This is a genomic window from Pseudacidovorax sp. NFM-22, assembly GCF_021401245.1.
Classification (GTDB): Bacteria; Pseudomonadota; Gammaproteobacteria; order Burkholderiales; family Burkholderiaceae_C; genus Xenophilus.
In genome coordinates, this window is sequence record NZ_JACBFY010000002.1 from 856,941 (window position 1) to 875,539 (window position 18,599).

Here is an 18,599-nt window from a genome sequence, read left to right on the forward strand (position 1 = left end):
AGCCGGCGATTTTAAGGCGCCGGCCTGCCCGGGCTTTTACTCGGGCTTACAGGCCGCGCGTGCGGCCCCGGCCACGCGGCGCACGCACAATCGCCCGCTTCGCGTTTTTCCCGCCGACCTGCCGTGCCCCGCTTCAAGAACGTCATCAGCTTCCGCATCGAGCCCGCCTGGGCGCCCGACTTCGACGCCGCCCAGCAGCAGCTGGAAAAGGAGCGCTTCGTGCCCTGCGGCGCGACGCAGGAATCGTCCGCCGGCTGGGTCGAGCCGCGCGGCCAGGCCGAGGGCCCGCTGCTGGAGTCCGTCGGCGGCCAGTGGCTGCTGGAGTACATGGTCGAGAGCAAGACGCTGCCCGCCTCGGTGGTGCGCCGCAAGCTGGACGAGCGCTGCGCGCAGATCGAGCAGCAGACCGGCCGCCAGCCCGGCAAGAAGGAGAAGAAGCAGCTCAAGGAAGACATCACCCAGGAGCTGCTGCCCATGGCCTTCACCCGCCATGCGCGCATCGCCGTGTGGATCGATCCGAGCGCAAGGCGACTGACGCTGGACACCTCCAACCAGGCCCGTGCCGATGGCGTGGTGACGGCCCTCGTCAAGGCGTTGGACGGCTTCGGCGTGTCGGCCTTCCACACGCAGGTGGAGCCCGGCAGCGCCATGGCCGGCTGGCTGGCCACGCAGGAGCCGCCGGCGGGCTTCTCCATCGACCGCGACTGCGAGCTCAAGGCCACGGACGATTCCAAGGCCGTGGTGCGCTATGCCAAGCATCCCCTGGACATCGAGGAGGTGCGCGAGCACATCGCCCAGGGCAAGCGGCCGACCCGCCTGGCGCTCACCTGGGAGGACCGCGTCTCCTTCGAGCTGACCGAGGGCATGCAGCTGCGCAAGCTGCAGTTCCTGGAAGGCGTGTTCGACGGCGCCGGCAGCGATGCGCAGGCCAAGGACGAAGGCTTCGACACCGATGCCGCCATCGTGACCGGCGAGCTGGGTCAGTTGCTGCCCGCGCTGCTGGAGGCGCTGGGCGGCGAGATGGAGCCGGGCATGGCGGCGGCAGCCGCGCCAGCGCCCGTGGCAGCGCCGCGGGCCGAATCTCAATTGGTGGCAGAGACAACGCCCGGATCGACGCCCGCAACCGACGACGACGGCCCGCCCTTCTGAAGATGAAGCCCCTCTCCCCCTTGCGGGAGAGGGGTTGGGGAGAGGGGGGGCTTGCGCGCCAACAGCCCTGCGCCTTGCGAGCGCCGGCCCCCTCTCCCCCGCCCTCTCCCGCGAGGGGAGAGGGAGCAGAAAACGGGCGCCCTTGTGGAACGAGAAAGGTCGCTCAGCGACCGTCCGGCGCCACCCCGGTCGCCATGCCGCCGGGCTCGGCAGCCGCGGGCACGGCCGCCGCTTCCTCTTCCACCTGCACCGGCCGCGTCAGCTTCCATTCCCGCAGCTTGCCTTCGTGGAAGGTCGCGTCCACGTAGGAGTCGCTGTTGTCGGTCCAGCGGAAGACTTCGGGCTGCACGCCTTCGGGCGTCTGCGCGGCGCCGATCGCCCGGGTCATGGCGATCACGTGCAGCAGCGTCATGCGCGGCTTGAGCTTGGCATTGAGCATCACCGCACTGTCCACATAGCCCATCGGCCGGTTGCCGGCGCGGCGCAGCACCGTCATCGTGCGCGTGAAGTGCAGCAGCAGGAACATCATGATGCCACCGGCCACGCCGACGACGCCTGCCAAGCCATAGCTGCGCCAGCCGATCACCAACAGGGCCAGTCCCGCGACCGGGACGAGGATTTTCGAGAGAGTCATGGCGGCGGATTGTCCCTGCTCCCGCCGCCGGGCCGCATTGCGGACATCCGCAGCCCGCAACTCCGGGTCAACCCGGATCAGCGGACCATCTCGCGCATGCGCCGGCGCAGGGCGCGCTCGCGCTTCTGCTCTTCCTCCCAGTCGTGGCGGATCGCCAGGGTCACCGAGATCGCCATCAGCACCAGCACCACCGCGAACGGCAGCGCGAAGACGATGGTGGCCGTCTGCACCGCACTCAGCCCGCCGGCCAACAACAGGCTCAGCGCGATGGCCGCCACCAGCACGCCCCAGATGATCTTGACGCGGTTGGGCGGGTTGGGATTGCCCTGCGTGCTCATGGTGCCCAGCACCAGCGTCGCCGAATCGCCCGAGGTGACGAAGAAGACGAACACCAGGAGGGTGGCCACCACGGACAGGATGGCGCCGCCGGGCATGGCGTCGAACATCACGAACATCGCGCTCGACACGTTCGAGGCCACGGCCTCGGCCAGCGGCACGCCGCGGAAGATCTCGAAGTTGAGCGCCGTTCCGCCGAAGACCGCGAACCACGCGAAGCCCACCAGGCTGGGCGCCAGCACCGTGCCGACCAGGAACTGACGCACCGTCCGCCCGCGCGACACCCGCGCGATGAACAGGCCCACGAAGGGCGACCACGCCAGCCACCAGGCCCAGTAGAAGATGGTCCAGTCGCCGATCCACGAGCTTTGGCGGAAGGGCGTCATGCGCAGGCTCATGCGCACGAAGTCGCTGAGGTAGGAGCCGAGCGTGGCCGTGAAGGTGTCGATGATGGCGACGGTCGGTCCGAGGCACAGCACCACCAGGGCCAGCAGGCCGGCCACGATCAGGTTGCCCATCGACAGCCACTTGACGCCGCGCTCCACCCCGCTCACGGCCGAGGTGAGGAACAGCACCGTGGTCACCACGATGATGGCCGACTCCGTCCAGCGGCTGTCGGGCAGGCCGAAGGCCTGCTGCAGCCCGGCGCCGATCTGCGTGGCGCCCATGCCCAGCGAGGCGGCGACACCGAAGGCCGTGGCCACCACGGCCAGGACGTTGACCGCAGGCGACAGCCGCTTGGCCCAGTTCCAGGGCAACGCCTCGGTCGCGGAGCTCACCAGGGGCAGTGCCTTGCGCCGGAAGGTGAAGAAGCTGATCGCCAGGCCCACGATGCCGTAGATGGCCCAGGGATGGAAGCCCCAGTGGAAGAAGGAATAGCGCATGGCCGCACCTGCGGCGTCCGCCGTGTTGGGCGCGATGCCCGGCGGCGGCGTGACGTAGTGCGACACCGGTTCGGCCACGCCCCAGAACACGAGGCCGATGCCCATGCCGGCCGCGAACAGCATCGAGAACCAGGCGCCCACCGCGAACTCGGGCTCGTCGTCCTCGTCGCCGAGCTTGAGGTCGCCATAGCGGCTCACGGCCAGGAAGAAGGCCAGCAGCACCAGGCCCAACACCACCCACAGGTAGAACCAGCCGAAGGTGCGGGTGATGTCCGAAAGCAGCGTGCCGAAGACGCTGTCCAGTGTGCGGGGCGAGATCAGGCCCCAGAGCACCACGGCCCCGATGATGGCCGCGGAAATGATGAGTTGCATGGCGCACTCCTCCTCGATCGGTGCGCCTGCTCGCTCCAGCGCCTCCGAGGGGAGACGCCGTCGAGGCGGTCGCCATGCATGGAGCACGACGGCCAGGGCGCTGATGGATGAAACATCCGCGGGTCAAGGCGCCGCATCACGCGATGCGGCTTCCTGTCCACGGACGAGGGGTGGGCGGCAGCAGGGCCACCCCGAGGCCCAGACTACCGGCGCGGATGGCCGGATAGGGCGAAACGAAGGCGCGGATTGTAGGCGGCGGGCATCCGGTGTGTCTGTAGGCGCAGGCCGGGGGCACGCAGGCGAGACGCGGTTTGTCGCGTTTCGCGGGGCTGCTCCGGCGCCGGCCGGCACCCTCACGCCGAGGGGCTCAGTCCAGCTGACGTACCACCGCCATCGCCTCGTCGACCCGGTCGATGGCATGGATCGTCAGCCCTTCGATGGGCTTCTTCGGCGCATTGGCCTTGGGCACCAGCGCCACCGAGAAGCCCAGCTTGGCGGCCTCACGCAGGCGCTCCTGCCCACGCGGCGCCGGCCGCACCTCGCCGGCCAGGCCGACTTCGCCGAAGGCGACGAAGCCCTTGGGCAGCGCCTTGCCCCGCAGGCTGGAACTGATGGCCAGCATCACCGCCAGGTCGGCCGCCGGCTCGGTGATGCGCACGCCACCCACGGCGTTGACGAACACGTCCTGGTCCATGCTGGCCACACCCGCATGGCGGTGCAGCACCGCCAGCAGCATGGCCAGGCGGTCGCGCTCCAGGCCCACCGACAGGCGGCGCGGGCTGGGGCCGCCGTCGTCCACCAGGGCCTGGATCTCCACCAGCATCGGCCGCGTGCCCTCCAGCGTCACCAGCACCACGCTGCCGGGCACCGGCTGCGCATGCTGGCTCAGGAAGATGGCGCTGGGGTTGGCCACGCCGCGCAGGCCGCGCTCGGTCATGGCGAAGACACCGATCTCGTTGACGGCGCCGAAGCGGTTCTTGATGGCGCGCACCAGGCGGAAGCTGGAATGCGTGTCGCCCTCGAAGTACAGCACCGTGTCCACCATGTGCTCCAGCACGCGCGGGCCGGCCAGGGCGCCTTCCTTGGTCACATGGCCCACCAGCACCACCGCCGTGCCGCTGGCCTTGGCGAAGCGCGTGAGATGCGCGGCGCATTCGCGCACCTGCGCCACCGAGCCCGGCGCCGAGGTGAGCTGGTCCGAATACACGGTCTGGATCGAGTCGATGATGGCGATGGCAGGCCGGTGTGCATCGAGCGTGGCCAGGATCTTCTCGAGCTGGATCTCGGCCATCAGCTGCACCTGCGAGCGCTCCAGCCCCAGGCGGTGCGCGCGCAGCGCCACCTGGGCGCCGCTTTCCTCGCCGGTCACGTACAGCGCGATCTGGCCGGCCTTCTGCAGCGCATCGGCCGCCTGCAGCAGCAGGGTCGACTTGCCGATGCCCGGATCGCCGCCGATCAGCGTCACGCCGCCCGGCACGATGCCGCCGCCGAGCACGCGGTCCAGCTCTTCCAGACCCGTGGCCGTGCGGGCCACGTCGGTGGCCTCGATCTCGGCCAGCACCGCCAGCTCGGAGGCGCCGCCCAGCGCGGCGAAGGTGTTGCCGAAGCGGTTCTGCGCCGCGCCGGGCGCCGCGGCCGGCGCCTGCTCGACCAGCGAGTTCCAGGCGCCGCAGGAGGGGCATTTGCCGAGCCACTTGGGGCTGGTGCCTCCGCATTCGCTGCACACGTACTGGGTCTTGTCCTTGGCCATCGGTCGAGTGTAGGGACCCCCATCGCGCGGCCCCCGGGGCTCGCGTAAACCAGAGGGTCCGATGGCGGGACGCGCTGGAACAATGTCGGCCATCCACCGGGCGCGTCGCGCCCGTTTTTTTCCTCTCGTTCCGGAGACATCCCATGCAGATCACCCGCCGCCACCTGCTGCAGACCACGGGCGCCTCGGCGCTGCTCGCCGGCATCGGCCAGCAGGCCTTCGCCCAGGCCGCGCTGGAAAACGCCACCATCGTCACCGGCTTCGCGGCCGGCGGCACCTCCGACACCATCTGCCGCCGCGTGGCGCAGAAGCTGCAGCCCGACTACGCCAAGGCCGTGGTGGTGGACAACCGCACCGGCGCCGGCGGACAGATCGCCATCAACTACATCAAGGCCCGCCCGGCCGACGGCACGACGATGCTGCAGACGCCCACGTCGATGCTGACCATCTATCCGCACATCTACAAGAAGCTGTCGTACGACCCGCAGACCGACCTCACCCCCGTGAGCCTGGGCTGCGTGTTCGACTTCGGCTTCGCCGTGGGCCCGGCCGTGCCGGCCAGCGTCAAGACCGTGGCCGACTTCCTGGCCTGGGCCAAGGCCAACCCGACGGGCGCCAACTTCGGCTCGCCCGCCGCCGGCTCCACGCCGCACTTCGTGGGCGTGCTGATCGGCAAGAGCGCCGGTGTCGAGCTCAAGCACGCGGCCTACCGGGGCACGCAGCCGGCGATGCTGGACCTGCTGGGCGGCAACATCTCGGCCGTGTCGGGCCCCATCGGCGACATCACGCAGCACCTGTCCACGGGCAAGGTCCGCATCCTGTCGGTCTCGGGCACCAAGCGCAGCCGCTTCGCACCCGACGTGCCCACGCTGATGGAGCAGGGCATCAACATGGCGCACAGCGAGTGGTTCGCCTTCTTCCTGCCGCCCAAGGCCAACCCGGAACTGGTGGCCCGCCTGAATGCCGGCATGAAGAACGCCCTGGCGCAGAAGGACGTGATCGACGGCCTGGGCACCTTCGGCCTCGAAGCCATGTCCTCCACCCCCACCGAACTGGCCGAGCTGATCAAGAAGGACACGGCCAAGTGGGGCCCCATCGTCAAGGAAGTCGGCTTCACGGCCGAGGCCTGATGAAGCCGCAGCGGGACGGATCGCCATGACCTCGCCGGCCTCGTCGCTGATCCATCCCAACCTGCATCCCGACGAGCGGGCCGCCCGCGTGGAGCTGGCGGCCTGCTACCGCGTCTTCGCCATGCTGGGCTGGACGGAGATGATCTACAACCACATCACCGTCCGGCTGCCCGACAGCGTCACGGGTGGCGAGAAGCAGTTCCTGATCAACCCCTTCGGCCTGCACTACAGCGAGGTGACGGCCAGCAACCTGGTCAAGATCGACCTGGCGGGCCGGGTGCTCGACGGCTCGGCGCATCCGGTCAATCCGGCGGGCTTCACGGTGCATGCGGCCATCCACGACGGGCTGCCGGGCGCCCACTGCGTGATGCACACCCACACCACCGCCGGCATGGCGGTGGCCTGCGTGCAGGGCGGGCTGTCGCTGTCCAACTTCTACGCCGCGCAGTTGCATGGCCGGGTGGCGTACCACGACTTCGAGGGCGTGACGGTGCATGCCGACGAGGGCCCGCGCCTGCTGGCCAGCATCGGCGACAAGCAGGCCGTCATCCTGCGCAACCACGGCCTGCTGGTCTGGGGCCAGACCCTGCCGCAGGCCTTCGTCACGCTGTGGACGCTGCAGCGCGCCTGCGAGGTGCAGCTGGCGACGATGAGCATGGGCACGCCGATCCCCGTGGCCGAGGCCATCGCCGAGCAATGCAAGCGCGACGCGCTGCAGTTCCACCCCAGGCAGGGCGCCGGCCAGGACGTCTTCGACGCCCTGGTGCGGCAGGTGGACCGGCTGGACCCCGGCTACCGCGCCTGAGCGTCCACCACCCGGCCGCGACCCGCGGTCGGCGGCTCACGGGCACGAAGCCGCACGGGCGACTAGCATCGTCGCCCATCGCGGCTTCGCGACTTTCGGACCCATCCCATGAAGATCTGCATCTACGGTGCCGGCGCCATCGGCGGCTGGCTGGGCGTGGCCCTGGCCCAGGCGGGCGAGCGGCTGAACGTGGTGGCGCGCGGCGCCACGCTCGAAGCATTGCAAGCGGGCGGCCTGCAGCTGGTGCGCCAGGGCGGCGTGGCCACGCGCGTGCCGGTGAAGGCGGTGGCGGACCCCGCTGAACTGGGTCCGCAGGACGTGGTGATCGTCGCCGTCAAGGCGCCCGCCCTCGCCGCCGTGGCCGAGCGCATCGGCCCGCTGCTGGGGCCGGACACCGTGGTGCTCACGGCCATGAACGGCGTGCCCTGGTGGTTCCTCGACGGCGGCTTCGGCGGCCCGCTCGCGGGGCGGCGGCTGTCGGCCGTCGATCCGGATGGGCGCATCGCTGCGGCCATTCCGGGCCATCACGTGATCGGCGGCGTGGTGCATGCCAGTTGTTCGCTCGACGGGCCCGGCGTGGTGCGCCACCACTTCGGCAACGGCCTGATCGTCGGCGAGCCTTCAGGCGAGCCGACGGAGCGGGTGCAGCGCCTGGCCGACCTGCTGCAGCGCGGCGGCATCGACGCCCGCGTGTCGCCGCAGATCCAGAAGGACGTCTGGTACAAGCTCTGGGGCAACATGACGGTGAACCCCATCAGCGCGCTGACGGGCGCGACCACCGACCGCATCCTGGCCGACGACCTGCTGCGTGGCTTCATCTCGGCCGTCATGCTGGAGGCCCGCACCGTGGGCGAGCGCATCGGCGTGCCCATCGCCGAGATGCCGGAGGACCGCCACGCGGTCACGCGCAAGCTGGGGGCCTTCAAGACTTCGATGCTGCAGGACGTGGGGGCCGGCCGGCCGGTGGAGCTGGATGCGCTGGTCAGCGCCGTGCGCGAACTGGCCGAGGGCGTCGGGCTGGCCACGCCCTTCACCGATGCGCTGCTGGGCCTGGCCCGGGTGCAGGCGCGGGGGCTGGGGCTGTACTGAGTCCGAGGTTGCGGGGCCGTCTAACGCCGGCCCGCGATGATCCGCAGCGCCTCGGGCAGCGTGTGCGCCTGGGGCACGAAACGGTCGACGGCGGCGCCCAGCAGCACGGCGCACAGCAGGGCACCCAGCAGCGGCTTCCAGGTCAGGCGCACGGCGGCCATCAACCAGCCTTCACGGGCCAGGCGCCGGGTGGCGCGAACCGCCGCATAGGAGAAGGCCACCTCGACCGCGACGGCCAGCAGCGCCTCCGAGCCGAAGTACAGCCACAGCAGCGAGCCGGCCCCCAGCAGCAGCGCCACACCGATCAGGAAGACGGCCACGACGGGCACCACGACGATGGCGCCCTCGTCCGCAGCGCCTGCGGCCTCGAGCGCCCCCGACGCCAAGTCGCCCAGCGCGTTGCCGTCGGCCGCGGCCGGGGACGCGAAATCGCCCTGCGCTCCCGCGCCCGCGAAGTCACCGCCGCCGCCCGCGCGGGGCATCGATGGGCCTGCGCCACCGTGGCCGGCCGGCAGGTCGGGTCCCGGGAGGTCGAACGCATCGCCCCAGTCTTCGCCTTCGCGCCGCTCGCCCAGCAGCCGACGCGCCCACAGGCGCAGCAGACCCAGGTAGGCCAGGTAGCCCACGCCCAGGGTGAGCAGGTAGCGCAGGGCCAGCGAATCGAGCTCGGCCCCATGCCGCAGCAGGGCCGAACAGGCCCACATCGTGAGCAGCACCAGGCTGCCGATCAGCCAGCCGTGCATGCGCAGGCTGTGGCGCCGGTGCAGCGCCTGCTCTAGCGCCGATTCCTCCAGGCGCACGGAGCGCCAGGTCGAGCGGACCTTCATTCCAGCGCTTCGACCACGACCGGCACGCGCGGCGCCACGGCGCACATCAGCTCGTAACCCACGGTGCCGCTGGCGCGGGCCACCTCGTCGATGGGCAGCAAGGCGCCGTGCTGCGCGCTGCGTCCCCACAGCACCACCTCGCTGCCGAAGCCGGCCTGGGGCACGGGCGTGAGGTCGACGGTGACCATGTCCATGCTCACGCGGCCCACCACCCGGGTGCGCACGCCATCGACCAATACCGGCGTGCCGGTGGGCGCATGGCGCGGATAGCCGTCGGCATAGCCCACGGCGGCGATGCCGATGCGCATGGGCTGCTCGGCCACGAAGCTGGAGCCATAGCCGACGGTGTCGCCCGGCTGCAGCGACTGCACGCCGATGAGCCGCGTGGCCAGCGTCATGCCGGGCTGCAGTTGCCAGTGGGCGGCGTCATGTTCGGGAAAGTCGGGCGCGCTGCCGTAGAGCACGATGCCCGGCCGCACCCAGTCGGCCCGCGTGCGCACCGCATGGCGCAGCACCGCGGCGCTGTTGGCGATGCACCGCTCGCCGGGCAGGTCGGCGGTGGCGTCGTCGAAGGCGGCCATGGCCGCGTCGATGCCGCGCGGGCCGTCGGCATCGCTGAAATGCATCATCAGCGAGACCTCGTCCACCTGCGGCAGGGCCGTGAGGCGCGTCCATGCAGCGCGCATGCGGCCCGGCGCGAAGCCCAGGCGGTTCATGCCCGAGTTCATCTTGAGGAAGACGCGGTGCGGCGCCTGCGTCTTGTGCGCGGCCAGCCAGTCGATCTGCTCGTCGCAGTGCACCGTGTGCCACAGGCCCAGGCGCGAGCACAACTCCAGGTCGCGCGCATCGAACACGCCTTCGAGCAGCAGGATGGGCCCGCGCCAGCCCAGAGCGCGCACGCGCTCGGCCTCGGCCAGGTCCAGCAGCGCGAAGCCATCGGCCGCCCGGAAGGCGTCGAACACCCGCTCGATGCCGTGACCGTAGGCATTGGCCTTGACCACCGCCCACACGCTGGCCGGGGCCGCCCCGCGGCGGGCGCGCTCGAGGTTGTGGCGCAGCGCGCCGGGGTGGATGGTGCAGAGGATCGGGCGGGGCATGGGCGGCCAGGATTCGAAGCGGGATGACGCCCATGTCGGACGCGGACGGGCCGCCTGCGGCAGGGTTATGGGTCATTTTGGCATTGCACCTGCGTGCTATAACCACGGGCCCCCGACCCCGGGGATTTTTTGTATACAGCTTCGAGCCTGCACATGGCCAGCCAGCCCCATCGATGAAGCGCGGCTTCTACACCATCATGTCGGCCCAGTTCTTCTCGTCGCTGGCCGACCAAGCGCTCTTCGTGGCTGCCGTCGAACTGCTGCGGACCGCGGGCGCACCGGAGTGGCAACGGGCGGCACTGGTGCCGATCTTCGCCATCTTCTATGTGGCCCTGGCGCCGCTGGTCGGCGCCTTCGCCGACGCGCTGCCCAAAGGCAAGGTCATGTTCATCAGCAATGCCATCAAGGTGGTGGGCTGCCTGATGATGCTGTTCGGCAGCCACCCCCTGGCCGCCTATGCGGTGGTGGGCCTGGGCGCGGCGGCCTACTCGCCCGCCAAGTACGGCATCCTGACCGAACTGCTGCCCGCCTCGCAGCTCGTCAAGGCCAACGGCTGGATCGAGGGGCTGACCATCGCCTCGATCATCCTGGGCATCGTGCTCGGCGGCCTGCTGGTGGGCGAGCCTGTCTCCAGCCGGCTGCTGGCGCTGGACGTGCCGCTGATCGACACCGGCATCAACACCCCGCCGGAAGCCGCCATCAGCGTGCTGATCGCGGTTTATGCGCTGGCCGCCTGGTTCAACACCCGCATCCCGCACACCGGCGTGGCCATGCGTCCGCTGCGCGCCGATCCGCACCGCAGCTTCGTGGGCAACCTCGTGGCGCTGCTGCCCGACTTCTGGCAGTGCAATGCACGGCTATGGCGCGACAAGCTCGGCCAGATTTCGCTGGCCACCACCACGCTCTTCTGGGGTGCGGGCGGCAACCTCAAGTACATCGTGCTGGCCTGGGCCTCGCTGGCGCTGGGCTACAGCACGCCGCAGGCCTCGGCGCTGACCGGCGTGGTGGCCATCGGCACCGCGGTGGGCGCCGTGGTGGCCTCGATGCGCATGCGGCTGGACATGGCGACGCAGGTGATTCCGCTGGGCATCGGCATGGGCCTGCTGGTGATCGCGATGAACTTCATCTCGAACGTGTGGGTGGCCGTGCCCTTCCTGATCCTGCTGGGCGGCCTGGGCGGCTTCCTGGTGGTGCCGATGAATGCACTGCTGCAGCACCGCGGCCACAACCTGATGGGCGCGGGCCGTTCGATCGCCGTGCAGAACTTCAACGAGCAGGCCTGCATCCTGCTGCTGGGGGCCTTCTACAGCGCCTGCACGGGCCTCGGGCTGTCGGCCTTCGGCGCGATCACCGCCTTCGGCATCGTGGTCGCCGGCTTCATGGAACTCATCCGCCGCTGGCACCAGCGCAACCTGAAGGTGCATGGCGAAGAGGTGCAGCGCCTCCTTGAAATCGCGCGCAGCGATAAGCATCACTGACCTTCCGGAGATCGACATGACGACGCTTCACGACTTCGAGGTTCGCCGGCTGGATGGCTCGCCGGTCTCGCTGGGCGAGTTCCGCGGGCAGGTGGTGCTGGTGGTCAACACGGCCAGCCAATGCGGCTTCACGCCGCAGCTGGGCGGGCTGGAAGCATTGCATGCCCGCTTCCAGGACCGCGGCTTCGCGGTGCTGGGCTTTCCCTGCAACCAGTTCGGTGGGCAGGAGCCCGGCTCGGCCGAGGAGATCGGCAGCTTCTGCCAGCGCAACTACGGCGTGAGCTTTCCGATGATGGAGAAGATCGACGTCAACGGCGCCAATGCCGCGCCGCTGTACCGGTGGCTCACGAGCGAGAAGCCGGGGCTGCTGGGCACGCAGGCCATCAAGTGGAACTTCACCAAGTTCCTGGTGGGCCGCGACGGGCAGGTGATCCGCCGCTACGCGCCGCTGGACAAGCCGGAGTCCATCGCGGCGGACATCGAGGCGGCGCTGGGCGCGGGCTGAGCGGGCAGGCAGGCCTGCGCGCCGTTCTGCCCTTCGACAAGCTCAGGGCGAACGGGTAGAACCCGTTCAACACCCTCGGACAAAAAGTCCGCCGCATCGCGCGAAGCCCACTCCTAGAATCGCGCGCTCGCCCATGCGCTCCTTCGCACACACCCTCCATCGCCTCGCCCGCGGCCTGCTCGGTCGCGCGGTGCTGCTGTGGTTCGCGCTGTCGATGGGCGCGGCCATCGCCTCGCCGCTGGTGCATCCGCAGGCCATGGAACTGGTCTGCTCGGCGATGGGCGCCGTCAAGGTGGTGGTGAAGACCGACGACGGCGTCCAGGAGATGGGCGCCACGCACATGGACTGCCCGCTGTGCGTCTCCATGGGCGCACCGCCGCCCGTGGCACCCCTGCTGCAGCTGCCCCAGGCCCAGCCCCTGGGCGCGGCCCTGCAGCCCATCGAGGCCGCCCGCCTGGCGGCGGCCACCGCCGCGCCCCTGCCGGCGCGCGGCCCCCCGGCACTGCGCTGAGCTGTCCCCTTCCCGTTCGCCCGCGGTGTTGACCGGCGGCGCGACGGCCCCGGCCCTGCGGGCCGGCCGTCTGCGTCCGACCGCCGAACACCCGGCGTGGACCCGAACCACAGATCGCCGCGCAGGCCCGGGCCGGACCGACTCCGGCCATCGGCTGCGCGGATGCCAGGCCTCTCCATGAATCCTTCATTGCACCCGCGCGCCACCGAGCGCGCCCGCTTGTCGCGGCTCGCCCTGCGCGCCGGCCTTTCGCTGCCGCTGGCCCTGCCTTTGGGCACGCTGGCGCAGCAGGCCGGCACCACTGCCACCGACACGCCCGAGCGCGTCAAGTCGCTCGGCGTGGTCACCGTCACCGGCGGCCAGCCCACCTCGCTGCCCACGCAGATCCCCACCACCATCGAAGGCGTCACGCGCGAGGAGATCGCCACGCGCATCAATGCCACCGACAGCGAGGACGCGCTCAAGTACCTGCCCAGCCTGCTGGTGCGCAAGCGCTACATCGGCGACTACAACCACGCGATCCTCTCGACCCGCGCCTCGGGCACCGGCAACAGCGCGCGCTCGGCGGTGTATGCGGACGGCATCCTGCTGTCCAACTACCTGGGCAACGGCATCGCCAACGGCACCAACTTCGCACCGCGCTGGGGACTGGTCTCGCCCGAGGAGATCGAGCGGGTGGACGTGATGTACGGGCCTTTCTCGGCGGCCTACCCGGGCAATTCGGCCGGCGCGGTGGTCGACTACGTGACGCGCATGCCGACGAAGCTCGAAGCGCATGTGAGCGCCGGCTATTCGTCGCAGCCCAACCAGCTCTACAACACCAGCAAGACCTTCAACGGCTGGCAGACCAGTGCCTCCCTGGGCAGCCGCGCTGGCGACTGGTCGTGGTGGATCCACCTCAACCGCACCCGCAGCGAAGGCCAGCCGCTGACCTTCACCACGGCCACCGTCGCCTCGGGCACGCCCGGCCGTGCCGGCACGCCCGTCACGGGCTGGGTGGGCGGACTCAACACCACCAACACACCCTGGTACATCCTGGGCACGGGCACGGCCTACCAGACGGTGCAGGACCAGGCCAAGCTCAAGCTGGCCTACGACATCACGCCGACGCTGCGCGCCAGCTACACGCTGGGCTGGTGGCAGAACAGTTCGGAAGGCCGCCCGGCCAGCTACCTGACGGGGCCCAACGGCCTGCCGGTGTACAGCGGCACGGTCAACATCCAGGGCCGCAGCTACACGCTCGCGCCCATGGCCTTCCCGCTGACCAACGACGACCAGACGCACCTGATGCACGGCCTGTCGCTCAAGAGCCGTACCGAAGGCGTGTTCGACTGGGAGCTCGCGGCCAGCCTGTACGACTACCGCAAGGACCAGCAGCGTGCGCCCACCGTCGCACTGCCGCTCGCCGCCTACGGCGGGGCAGGCACGCTGCAGGACCAGGACGGCACCGGCTGGAACACCCTGGCCGCCAAGGGCACCTGGCGTCCCCAGGGCCTGCAGGGCGCGCACATCGTGGACTTCGGCATCGGCCGCGATGCCTACAAGCTTGCCATCGCCAAGAACAACGTCGTCGGCAGCTGGATCGATGGCCCCATCAACCCGCTCTCGCTGGTCAGCAACGTGGGCGGCCGCACGCAGACCGTGAGCGCCTGGGCGCAGGACGCCTGGCGCTTCGCGCCGCGCTGGAAGGCCGTGCTCGGCCTGCGCTGGGAGGACTGGCAGGCCGAGGACGGCCTGAGCGCCAGCGCCACCACCACCCTGCGCTATGCGCGCCGCAGCGAATCGCACCTTTCGCCCAAGGCCGCCCTCGCCTTCCAGGCCACCGAGGACACGGTGATCAAGGCCTCGGTCGGCCGCGCGGTGCGCTTTCCGACGGTGGGCGAGCTGTACGGCGCCACCAGTGGCACGCTGTCCTTCGTCAACGACCCGACGCTCAAGCCCGAGAAGTCCTGGACCGGCGAACTCAGCGCCGAGAAGGACCTCGGCAACGGCCTGCTGCGCGCCACGCTCTTCCACGAGACCACGCGCGATGCGCTCTTCAGCCAGCTGGTGCCCGGCACCACCACCTCGCGCGTGCAGAACGTGGACAAGGTGCGCACCACCGGCGTGGAGCTGGCCTACACCGGCACCGATGTCTTCATGCGCGGCCTGGACCTGGGCGGCAGCCTGACCTTCGCCGACTCGCGCACCGTGGCCAATGCGGCCAATCCGGCGAGCGTGGGCAAGTGGCAGCCGCGCGTGCCGCGCTGGCGCTCCACGGTGTACGCCACCTACCGGCCCACCGACCGATGGTCCTTCACCGTGGCGGCGCGCTACAGCGGGCGCCAGTACTCCAACCTGGACAACAGCGACGTCAACGCCGATGCCTACTTCGGCGCCAGCAGGTACTTCACCGTGGACACGCGCGTGCGCTGGCAGATCGACCGCCACTTCTCGGCGGCCCTCGGCATCGACAACCTCAACAACGCCCAGTACTGGAACTTCCACCCCTACCCGCAGCGCACCTACACCGCGTCGCTGCAGTGGGACCTGTGATCCACCCCATCCTCCGGAGACCCGAACCATGAGCCGCTTCAACCGCCCTCTTCTCGCCCTCGCCCTGCTGGCCGGCACCGGCAGTGCCATCGCGCATGTGACGCTGCCCCCCGGCGGCGCCACCGTCGGCACCGACTACGAGGCCGCCTTCCGCGTCGGCCATGCCTGCAAGGACGCCACGCTCACCAACGCCCTCACCGTGCGCCTGCCGCAGGGCTTCGCGCTGAAGGACGTGCCTGCGCGCCCCGGCTGGAGCATCGAGCAGACGCGCAGCGGCAACGAGGCCGTGGTGCGCTGGACCGCCACCAGCGCGGCCACCGCCGTGCCTGCCGACCAGAAGACCGAGTTCGTGCTGCGCGGCCACCTGCCCGACAAGCCGGGCCCGCTGTACTTCAAGGTGCTGCAGGGCTGCGACGTGGGCAGCAGCGACTGGGCCCAGCTGCCCACGGGCGCAGCCGACGAGAAGCTGCCCCTGCCTGCCGCGAAGCTGGACGTGCTGCCGCGCGGCGTAGCCGCCGTGGACGTGCGTGATGGTTGGGCCCGCATGGCCGTGGCCGGCCAGAGCGGCACCGGCGCCTTCATGAAGCTGCAGGCGCCTTCGGGCGCGCGCCTGGTGGGCGCCAGCACGCCGGTCGCCGGCATCGCCGAGGTGCACGAGATGTCCATGCAGGGCGACCACATGCAGATGCGCGCCGTCGACGAACTGGCGCTGCCCGCGCGCCAGACGGTCGAGCTGCGCCCCGGTGGCCTGCATGTGATGCTGATGGACCTGAAGCAGCCGCTGCCCGTCGGCAGCACGCTGCCGCTGACGCTGCGCTTCAAGGACGCGCAGGGCAACGAATCCACGCGCGAGGTGCAGCTGCCGGTGCGTGCCGCGCCCGCCGCTGCGGCGGGCAGCGGTGGCCATCAGCACTGATGGCGCCTTTCTTCTCCCCTCTCCCCTTGCGGGAGAGGGGCCGGGGGAGAGGGGGTGATCCCAACGGGAAGTTGGGCAAGGCGAGCGCCGTCGCCCCCTCTCCCCGACCCTCTCCCGCAAGGGGAGAGGGAGCAAATACCGGTCGTGCGCCGTCCTTCGACGACGTCGACGCAAGCCCCAATGCAAAGAGGCCCCGAAGGGCCTCTCGTTTTTTGCACGGGCACCGCGAAGGTGCCCAAGCGTCATCAGGCCTTCTTGGCCTTCTTGGCAGCGGGCTTCTTGGCAGCCGGCTTGGCGGCGGCGGCCTTCTCGGCCTTGTCGGCCTTGCGCTTGGCGGCCTTGGGGTCCACGGCGGCCTTGAAGGCGGCGCCCGGCACGAACTTCGGCACCTTCTGGGCGGCGATCTTGATCTTCTCGCCGGCTTGCGGGTTGAAACCGGTGCGGGCGGCGCGGGCCACCTGCTTGAAGGTGCCGAAGCCCACCAGGGTCACGCTGTCGCCCTTCTTGACGGCGGTGACGATGCTGCTGGTGATGGTCTCCAGGATGCGGCCGGCTTCGGCCTTGGAGACGTCATGGGCGGAGGCGATCTTTTCGATGAATTCGAGACGGTTCAAGATTGGGTTCCTAGAGTTGCTTCGATCTGCGCCGGGGCCGGCGCGCGGTGCGCGCCCCCGAGCGAGGCGCGAAGTGTAGTGGAGCCGCATGACCCCCGTGCAGCGGGCTGCACAGGCACATCGCGCCGAAACCCCACTCGTCAGCGGATCGACGCGCTGCGTGCCGAGGACGCACGTCGCGGCATCCCCGGCCCGCCCGGCGCGGCCGGCCGCCGAGCCCACTCAGAAGCGGAAGTCGGCCGTCTTCGGTCCGCCGCCCAGGCTCAGCTCGCGCCGCTGGGTACGGCCTTCGAAGGTGGCTTCCACCACATAGGCACCGGCGGGCAGGTCCACCAGGCAGACCGGGCCATCGGCGCGCAGCGAGAGGCCCGCGCCGCCCTGCGCGCCCCGGATCTCCACCGCCACCGACGCGAGGTAGGCCCCATCGGCCCGCGCGAAGAGCAGCGACAGCGGATGCGACTTCATCGCCGAGCGCATGGCGGTGGATTCGTCCGAGCCGATGCCGCCGCACACGTAGCGGCCCTGGCCGGCCTCGGTCCACGGTGGCATCTGGGCATGGGCCAGGCCCGCGGTGCAGGCCGCGGCGAGCGCGGCAGACATCAGGAATTGACGTGAAGGCATGGAAGGTCTCCTCGAAAAAACGGAAGAGATGCTGGCCTCGAAAGGCGCCGACCCGCTGTCGGACCGCAGCGCCCGCCTGCGTGCGGCGGCGCCGGAAGACGCTCGGGACGCTCAGGCCCGCGGCTGCAGCGCCTCGTCCAGCCACTCCACCCAATGCCGCACCGGCAGCTCGGTGCCGGCCTGCAGATGGGTGATGCAGCCGATGTTGGCCGAGGCCACGGCCTCGGGCTGGAGCCTCTGCAGATGGCCCAGCTTGCGTTCGCGCAGTTGCGTCGACAGTTCGGGCTGCAGCACCGAGTAGGTGCCGGCCGAGCCGCAGCAGAGGTGGCTTTCGGTCTGCGTCACGCGCACGTCGAAGCCCAGCGCGCGCAGGCCCGATTCGACGCCCCCACGCAGCTTCTGGCCGTGCTGCAGCGTGCAGGGCGGGTGATAGGCGATCACGCCCTGCGGCGCCTTCACGCGCTCGCGCAGCAGCGGCACCAGGGCCGGCAGCAGCTCGCCCAGGTCGCGGGTGAGGCGCGAGACCTCGTGGGCCTTGTCGGCATAGGCGCTGTCGTGCGCCAGCGCATGGCCGTAGTCCTTCAGCGCGGCGCCGCAGCCCGAGGCATTGCTGACGATGGCCTCCACGCCGCCGCCCTGCAGCAGCGGCCACCAGGCGTCGATGTTGGCGCGCATCTGGTCCAGCGCACCAGCCTGGTCGTTGAGGTGGAAGCGGATGGCGCCGCAGCAGCCCCCCGCCTGGGGCACCACGGCCTCGATGCCGGCCGCGTCGAGTACGCGGGCCGTGGCGGCATCGATGGACGGCGCCATGGCCGGCTGCACGCAACCCATGGGCAGCAGCACCTTGCGCGCATGGCTGTGGCGCGGCCAGGCGCCCGCGGCGCGCGGCGTGGGCACCTTGGCCTTGAGGCTGGGCGGCAGCAGGCCGCGCACGGCCTGGCCGAGCTTCATGGCGGGTGCGAACAGCGGCGAGTTCAGGCCTTCCTTGAGCAGCCAGCGCGTGGCGCGTTCGCCGGCCGGCCGCGGCACCTGCTCGTCCACGATCTTGCGGCCGATGTCCACCAGGTGGCCATACTGCACGCCGCTGGGGCAGGTGCTTTCGCAGTTGCGGCAGGTCAGGCAGCGGTCCAGGTGCTGCTGGGTGGCACGCGTGGGCGTGCGGCCTTCGAGCACCTGCTTGATGAGGTAGATGCGCCCGCGCGGCCCGTCCAGTTCGTCGCCCAGCAGCTGGTAGGTGGGACAGGTGGCGGTGCAGAAGCCGCAGTGCACGCACTTGCGCAGGATGGCCTCGGCCTCGCGGCCTTCGGGCGTGCCCTGGTACTGGGGGGAGAGTTCGGTCTGCATCG

At 70.6% G+C, this 18,599-nt stretch carries 17 protein-coding genes; 9 read left to right on the plus strand and 8 right to left on the minus strand.

Annotated features, from left to right (window positions below; translation table 11 throughout):
* The first annotated feature begins 123 nt into the window (after positions 1-123).
* A complete protein-coding gene (locus tag L0984_RS09525) occupies positions 124-1,149 on the plus strand; it encodes a recombination-associated protein RdgC (protein ID WP_234193445.1) in 1,026 nt (341 codons plus the stop codon).
* Positions 1,150-1,312: 163 nt separating this feature from the next.
* Here the strand turns inward: L0984_RS09525 and L0984_RS09530 are convergent, their stop codons facing one another.
* From L0984_RS09530 to radA, 3 genes are all read right to left on the minus strand, one after another.
* Positions 1,313-1,783, minus strand: a complete 471-nt coding sequence (locus L0984_RS09530; RefSeq protein WP_234193446.1) for a glycerate kinase — start codon at positions 1,781-1,783, stop codon at positions 1,313-1,315.
* 77 nt (positions 1,784-1,860) lie between these two features.
* Positions 1,861-3,375, minus strand: a complete 1,515-nt coding sequence (locus tag L0984_RS09535; protein ID WP_234193447.1) for a BCCT family transporter — start codon at positions 3,373-3,375, stop codon at positions 1,861-1,863.
* 367 nt (positions 3,376-3,742) lie between these two features.
* Entirely contained in the window at positions 3,743-5,125 is a 1,383-nt protein-coding gene (gene radA, locus L0984_RS09540; protein ID WP_234193448.1) for a DNA repair protein RadA, read from the minus strand.
* A 143-nt stretch (positions 5,126-5,268) separates the two neighbouring features.
* Between radA and L0984_RS09545 the strand changes: the two genes are divergently transcribed.
* The 3 genes from L0984_RS09545 to L0984_RS09555 all read left to right on the plus strand — a co-directional run bounded on the left by L0984_RS09545 (position 5,269) and on the right by L0984_RS09555 (position 8,149).
* The gene (locus L0984_RS09545; protein ID WP_234193449.1) at positions 5,269-6,255 is read left to right on the plus strand and encodes a Bug family tripartite tricarboxylate transporter substrate binding protein; all 987 of its coding nucleotides are present in this window, start codon (positions 5,269-5,271) and stop codon (positions 6,253-6,255) included.
* A gap of 25 nt (positions 6,256-6,280) precedes the next feature.
* A complete protein-coding gene (locus tag L0984_RS09550; RefSeq protein WP_234193450.1) occupies positions 6,281-7,060 on the plus strand; it encodes a class II aldolase/adducin family protein in 780 nt (259 codons plus the stop codon).
* Positions 7,061-7,168: 108 nt separating this feature from the next.
* Positions 7,169-8,149, plus strand: coding sequence for a 2-dehydropantoate 2-reductase (locus tag L0984_RS09555; protein ID WP_234193451.1), 981 nt, complete (start codon positions 7,169-7,171; stop codon positions 8,147-8,149).
* Positions 8,150-8,169: 20 nt separating this feature from the next.
* Here L0984_RS09555 and L0984_RS09560 read toward each other — a convergent pair whose 3' ends face one another.
* Both L0984_RS09560 and alr read right to left on the minus strand, forming a co-directional pair.
* A complete protein-coding gene (locus L0984_RS09560) occupies positions 8,170-8,976 on the minus strand; it encodes a hypothetical protein (RefSeq protein WP_234193452.1) in 807 nt (268 codons plus the stop codon).
* A complete protein-coding gene (alr, locus tag L0984_RS09565) occupies positions 8,973-10,073 on the minus strand; it encodes an alanine racemase (RefSeq protein WP_234193453.1) in 1,101 nt (366 codons plus the stop codon). Before alr ends, L0984_RS09560 begins: the two co-directional genes overlap by 4 nt.
* 173 nt (positions 10,074-10,246) lie before the next feature.
* Between alr and lplT the strand changes: the two genes are divergently transcribed.
* The 5 genes from lplT (at position 10,247) to L0984_RS09590 (ending at position 16,018) form a co-directional block, all read left to right on the plus strand.
* Complete coding sequence (gene lplT, locus L0984_RS09570; RefSeq protein WP_234193454.1) at positions 10,247-11,551, plus strand: lysophospholipid transporter LplT; 1,305 nt, start codon at positions 10,247-10,249, stop codon at positions 11,549-11,551.
* Positions 11,552-11,567: 16 nt separating this feature from the next.
* On the plus strand, positions 11,568-12,056 hold the full coding sequence (locus L0984_RS09575) for a glutathione peroxidase (RefSeq protein WP_234193455.1): 489 nt from the start codon (positions 11,568-11,570) through the stop codon (positions 12,054-12,056).
* Positions 12,057-12,189: 133 nt separating this feature from the next.
* Entirely contained in the window at positions 12,190-12,567 is a 378-nt protein-coding gene (locus L0984_RS09580; protein WP_234193456.1) for a DUF2946 family protein, read from the plus strand.
* A gap of 177 nt (positions 12,568-12,744) precedes the next feature.
* Positions 12,745-15,102 (plus strand): TonB-dependent receptor, encoded by a 2,358-nt coding sequence (locus L0984_RS09585; protein WP_234193457.1) that lies wholly within the window; start codon positions 12,745-12,747, stop codon positions 15,100-15,102.
* A gap of 28 nt (positions 15,103-15,130) precedes the next feature.
* Entirely contained in the window at positions 15,131-16,018 is an 888-nt protein-coding gene (locus L0984_RS09590) for a copper chaperone PCu(A)C (protein ID WP_234193458.1), read from the plus strand.
* A 245-nt stretch (positions 16,019-16,263) separates the two neighbouring features.
* Here L0984_RS09590 and L0984_RS09595 read toward each other — a convergent pair whose 3' ends face one another.
* The 3 genes from L0984_RS09595 to glcF form a co-directional block, all read right to left on the minus strand.
* Positions 16,264-16,632 (minus strand): HU family DNA-binding protein, encoded by a 369-nt coding sequence (locus L0984_RS09595; protein WP_017757950.1) that lies wholly within the window; start codon positions 16,630-16,632, stop codon positions 16,264-16,266.
* 222 nt (positions 16,633-16,854) lie between these two features.
* A complete protein-coding gene (locus L0984_RS09600) occupies positions 16,855-17,253 on the minus strand; it encodes a carboxypeptidase-like regulatory domain-containing protein (RefSeq protein WP_234193459.1) in 399 nt (132 codons plus the stop codon).
* A gap of 111 nt (positions 17,254-17,364) precedes the next feature.
* Positions 17,365-18,597 carry a glycolate oxidase subunit GlcF gene (glcF, locus tag L0984_RS09605; RefSeq protein ID WP_234193460.1) on the minus strand — a complete coding sequence of 411 codons (1,233 nt, stop codon included), beginning with the start codon at positions 18,595-18,597 and terminating at the stop codon, positions 17,365-17,367.
* Positions 18,598-18,599: the final 2 nt, after the last annotated feature.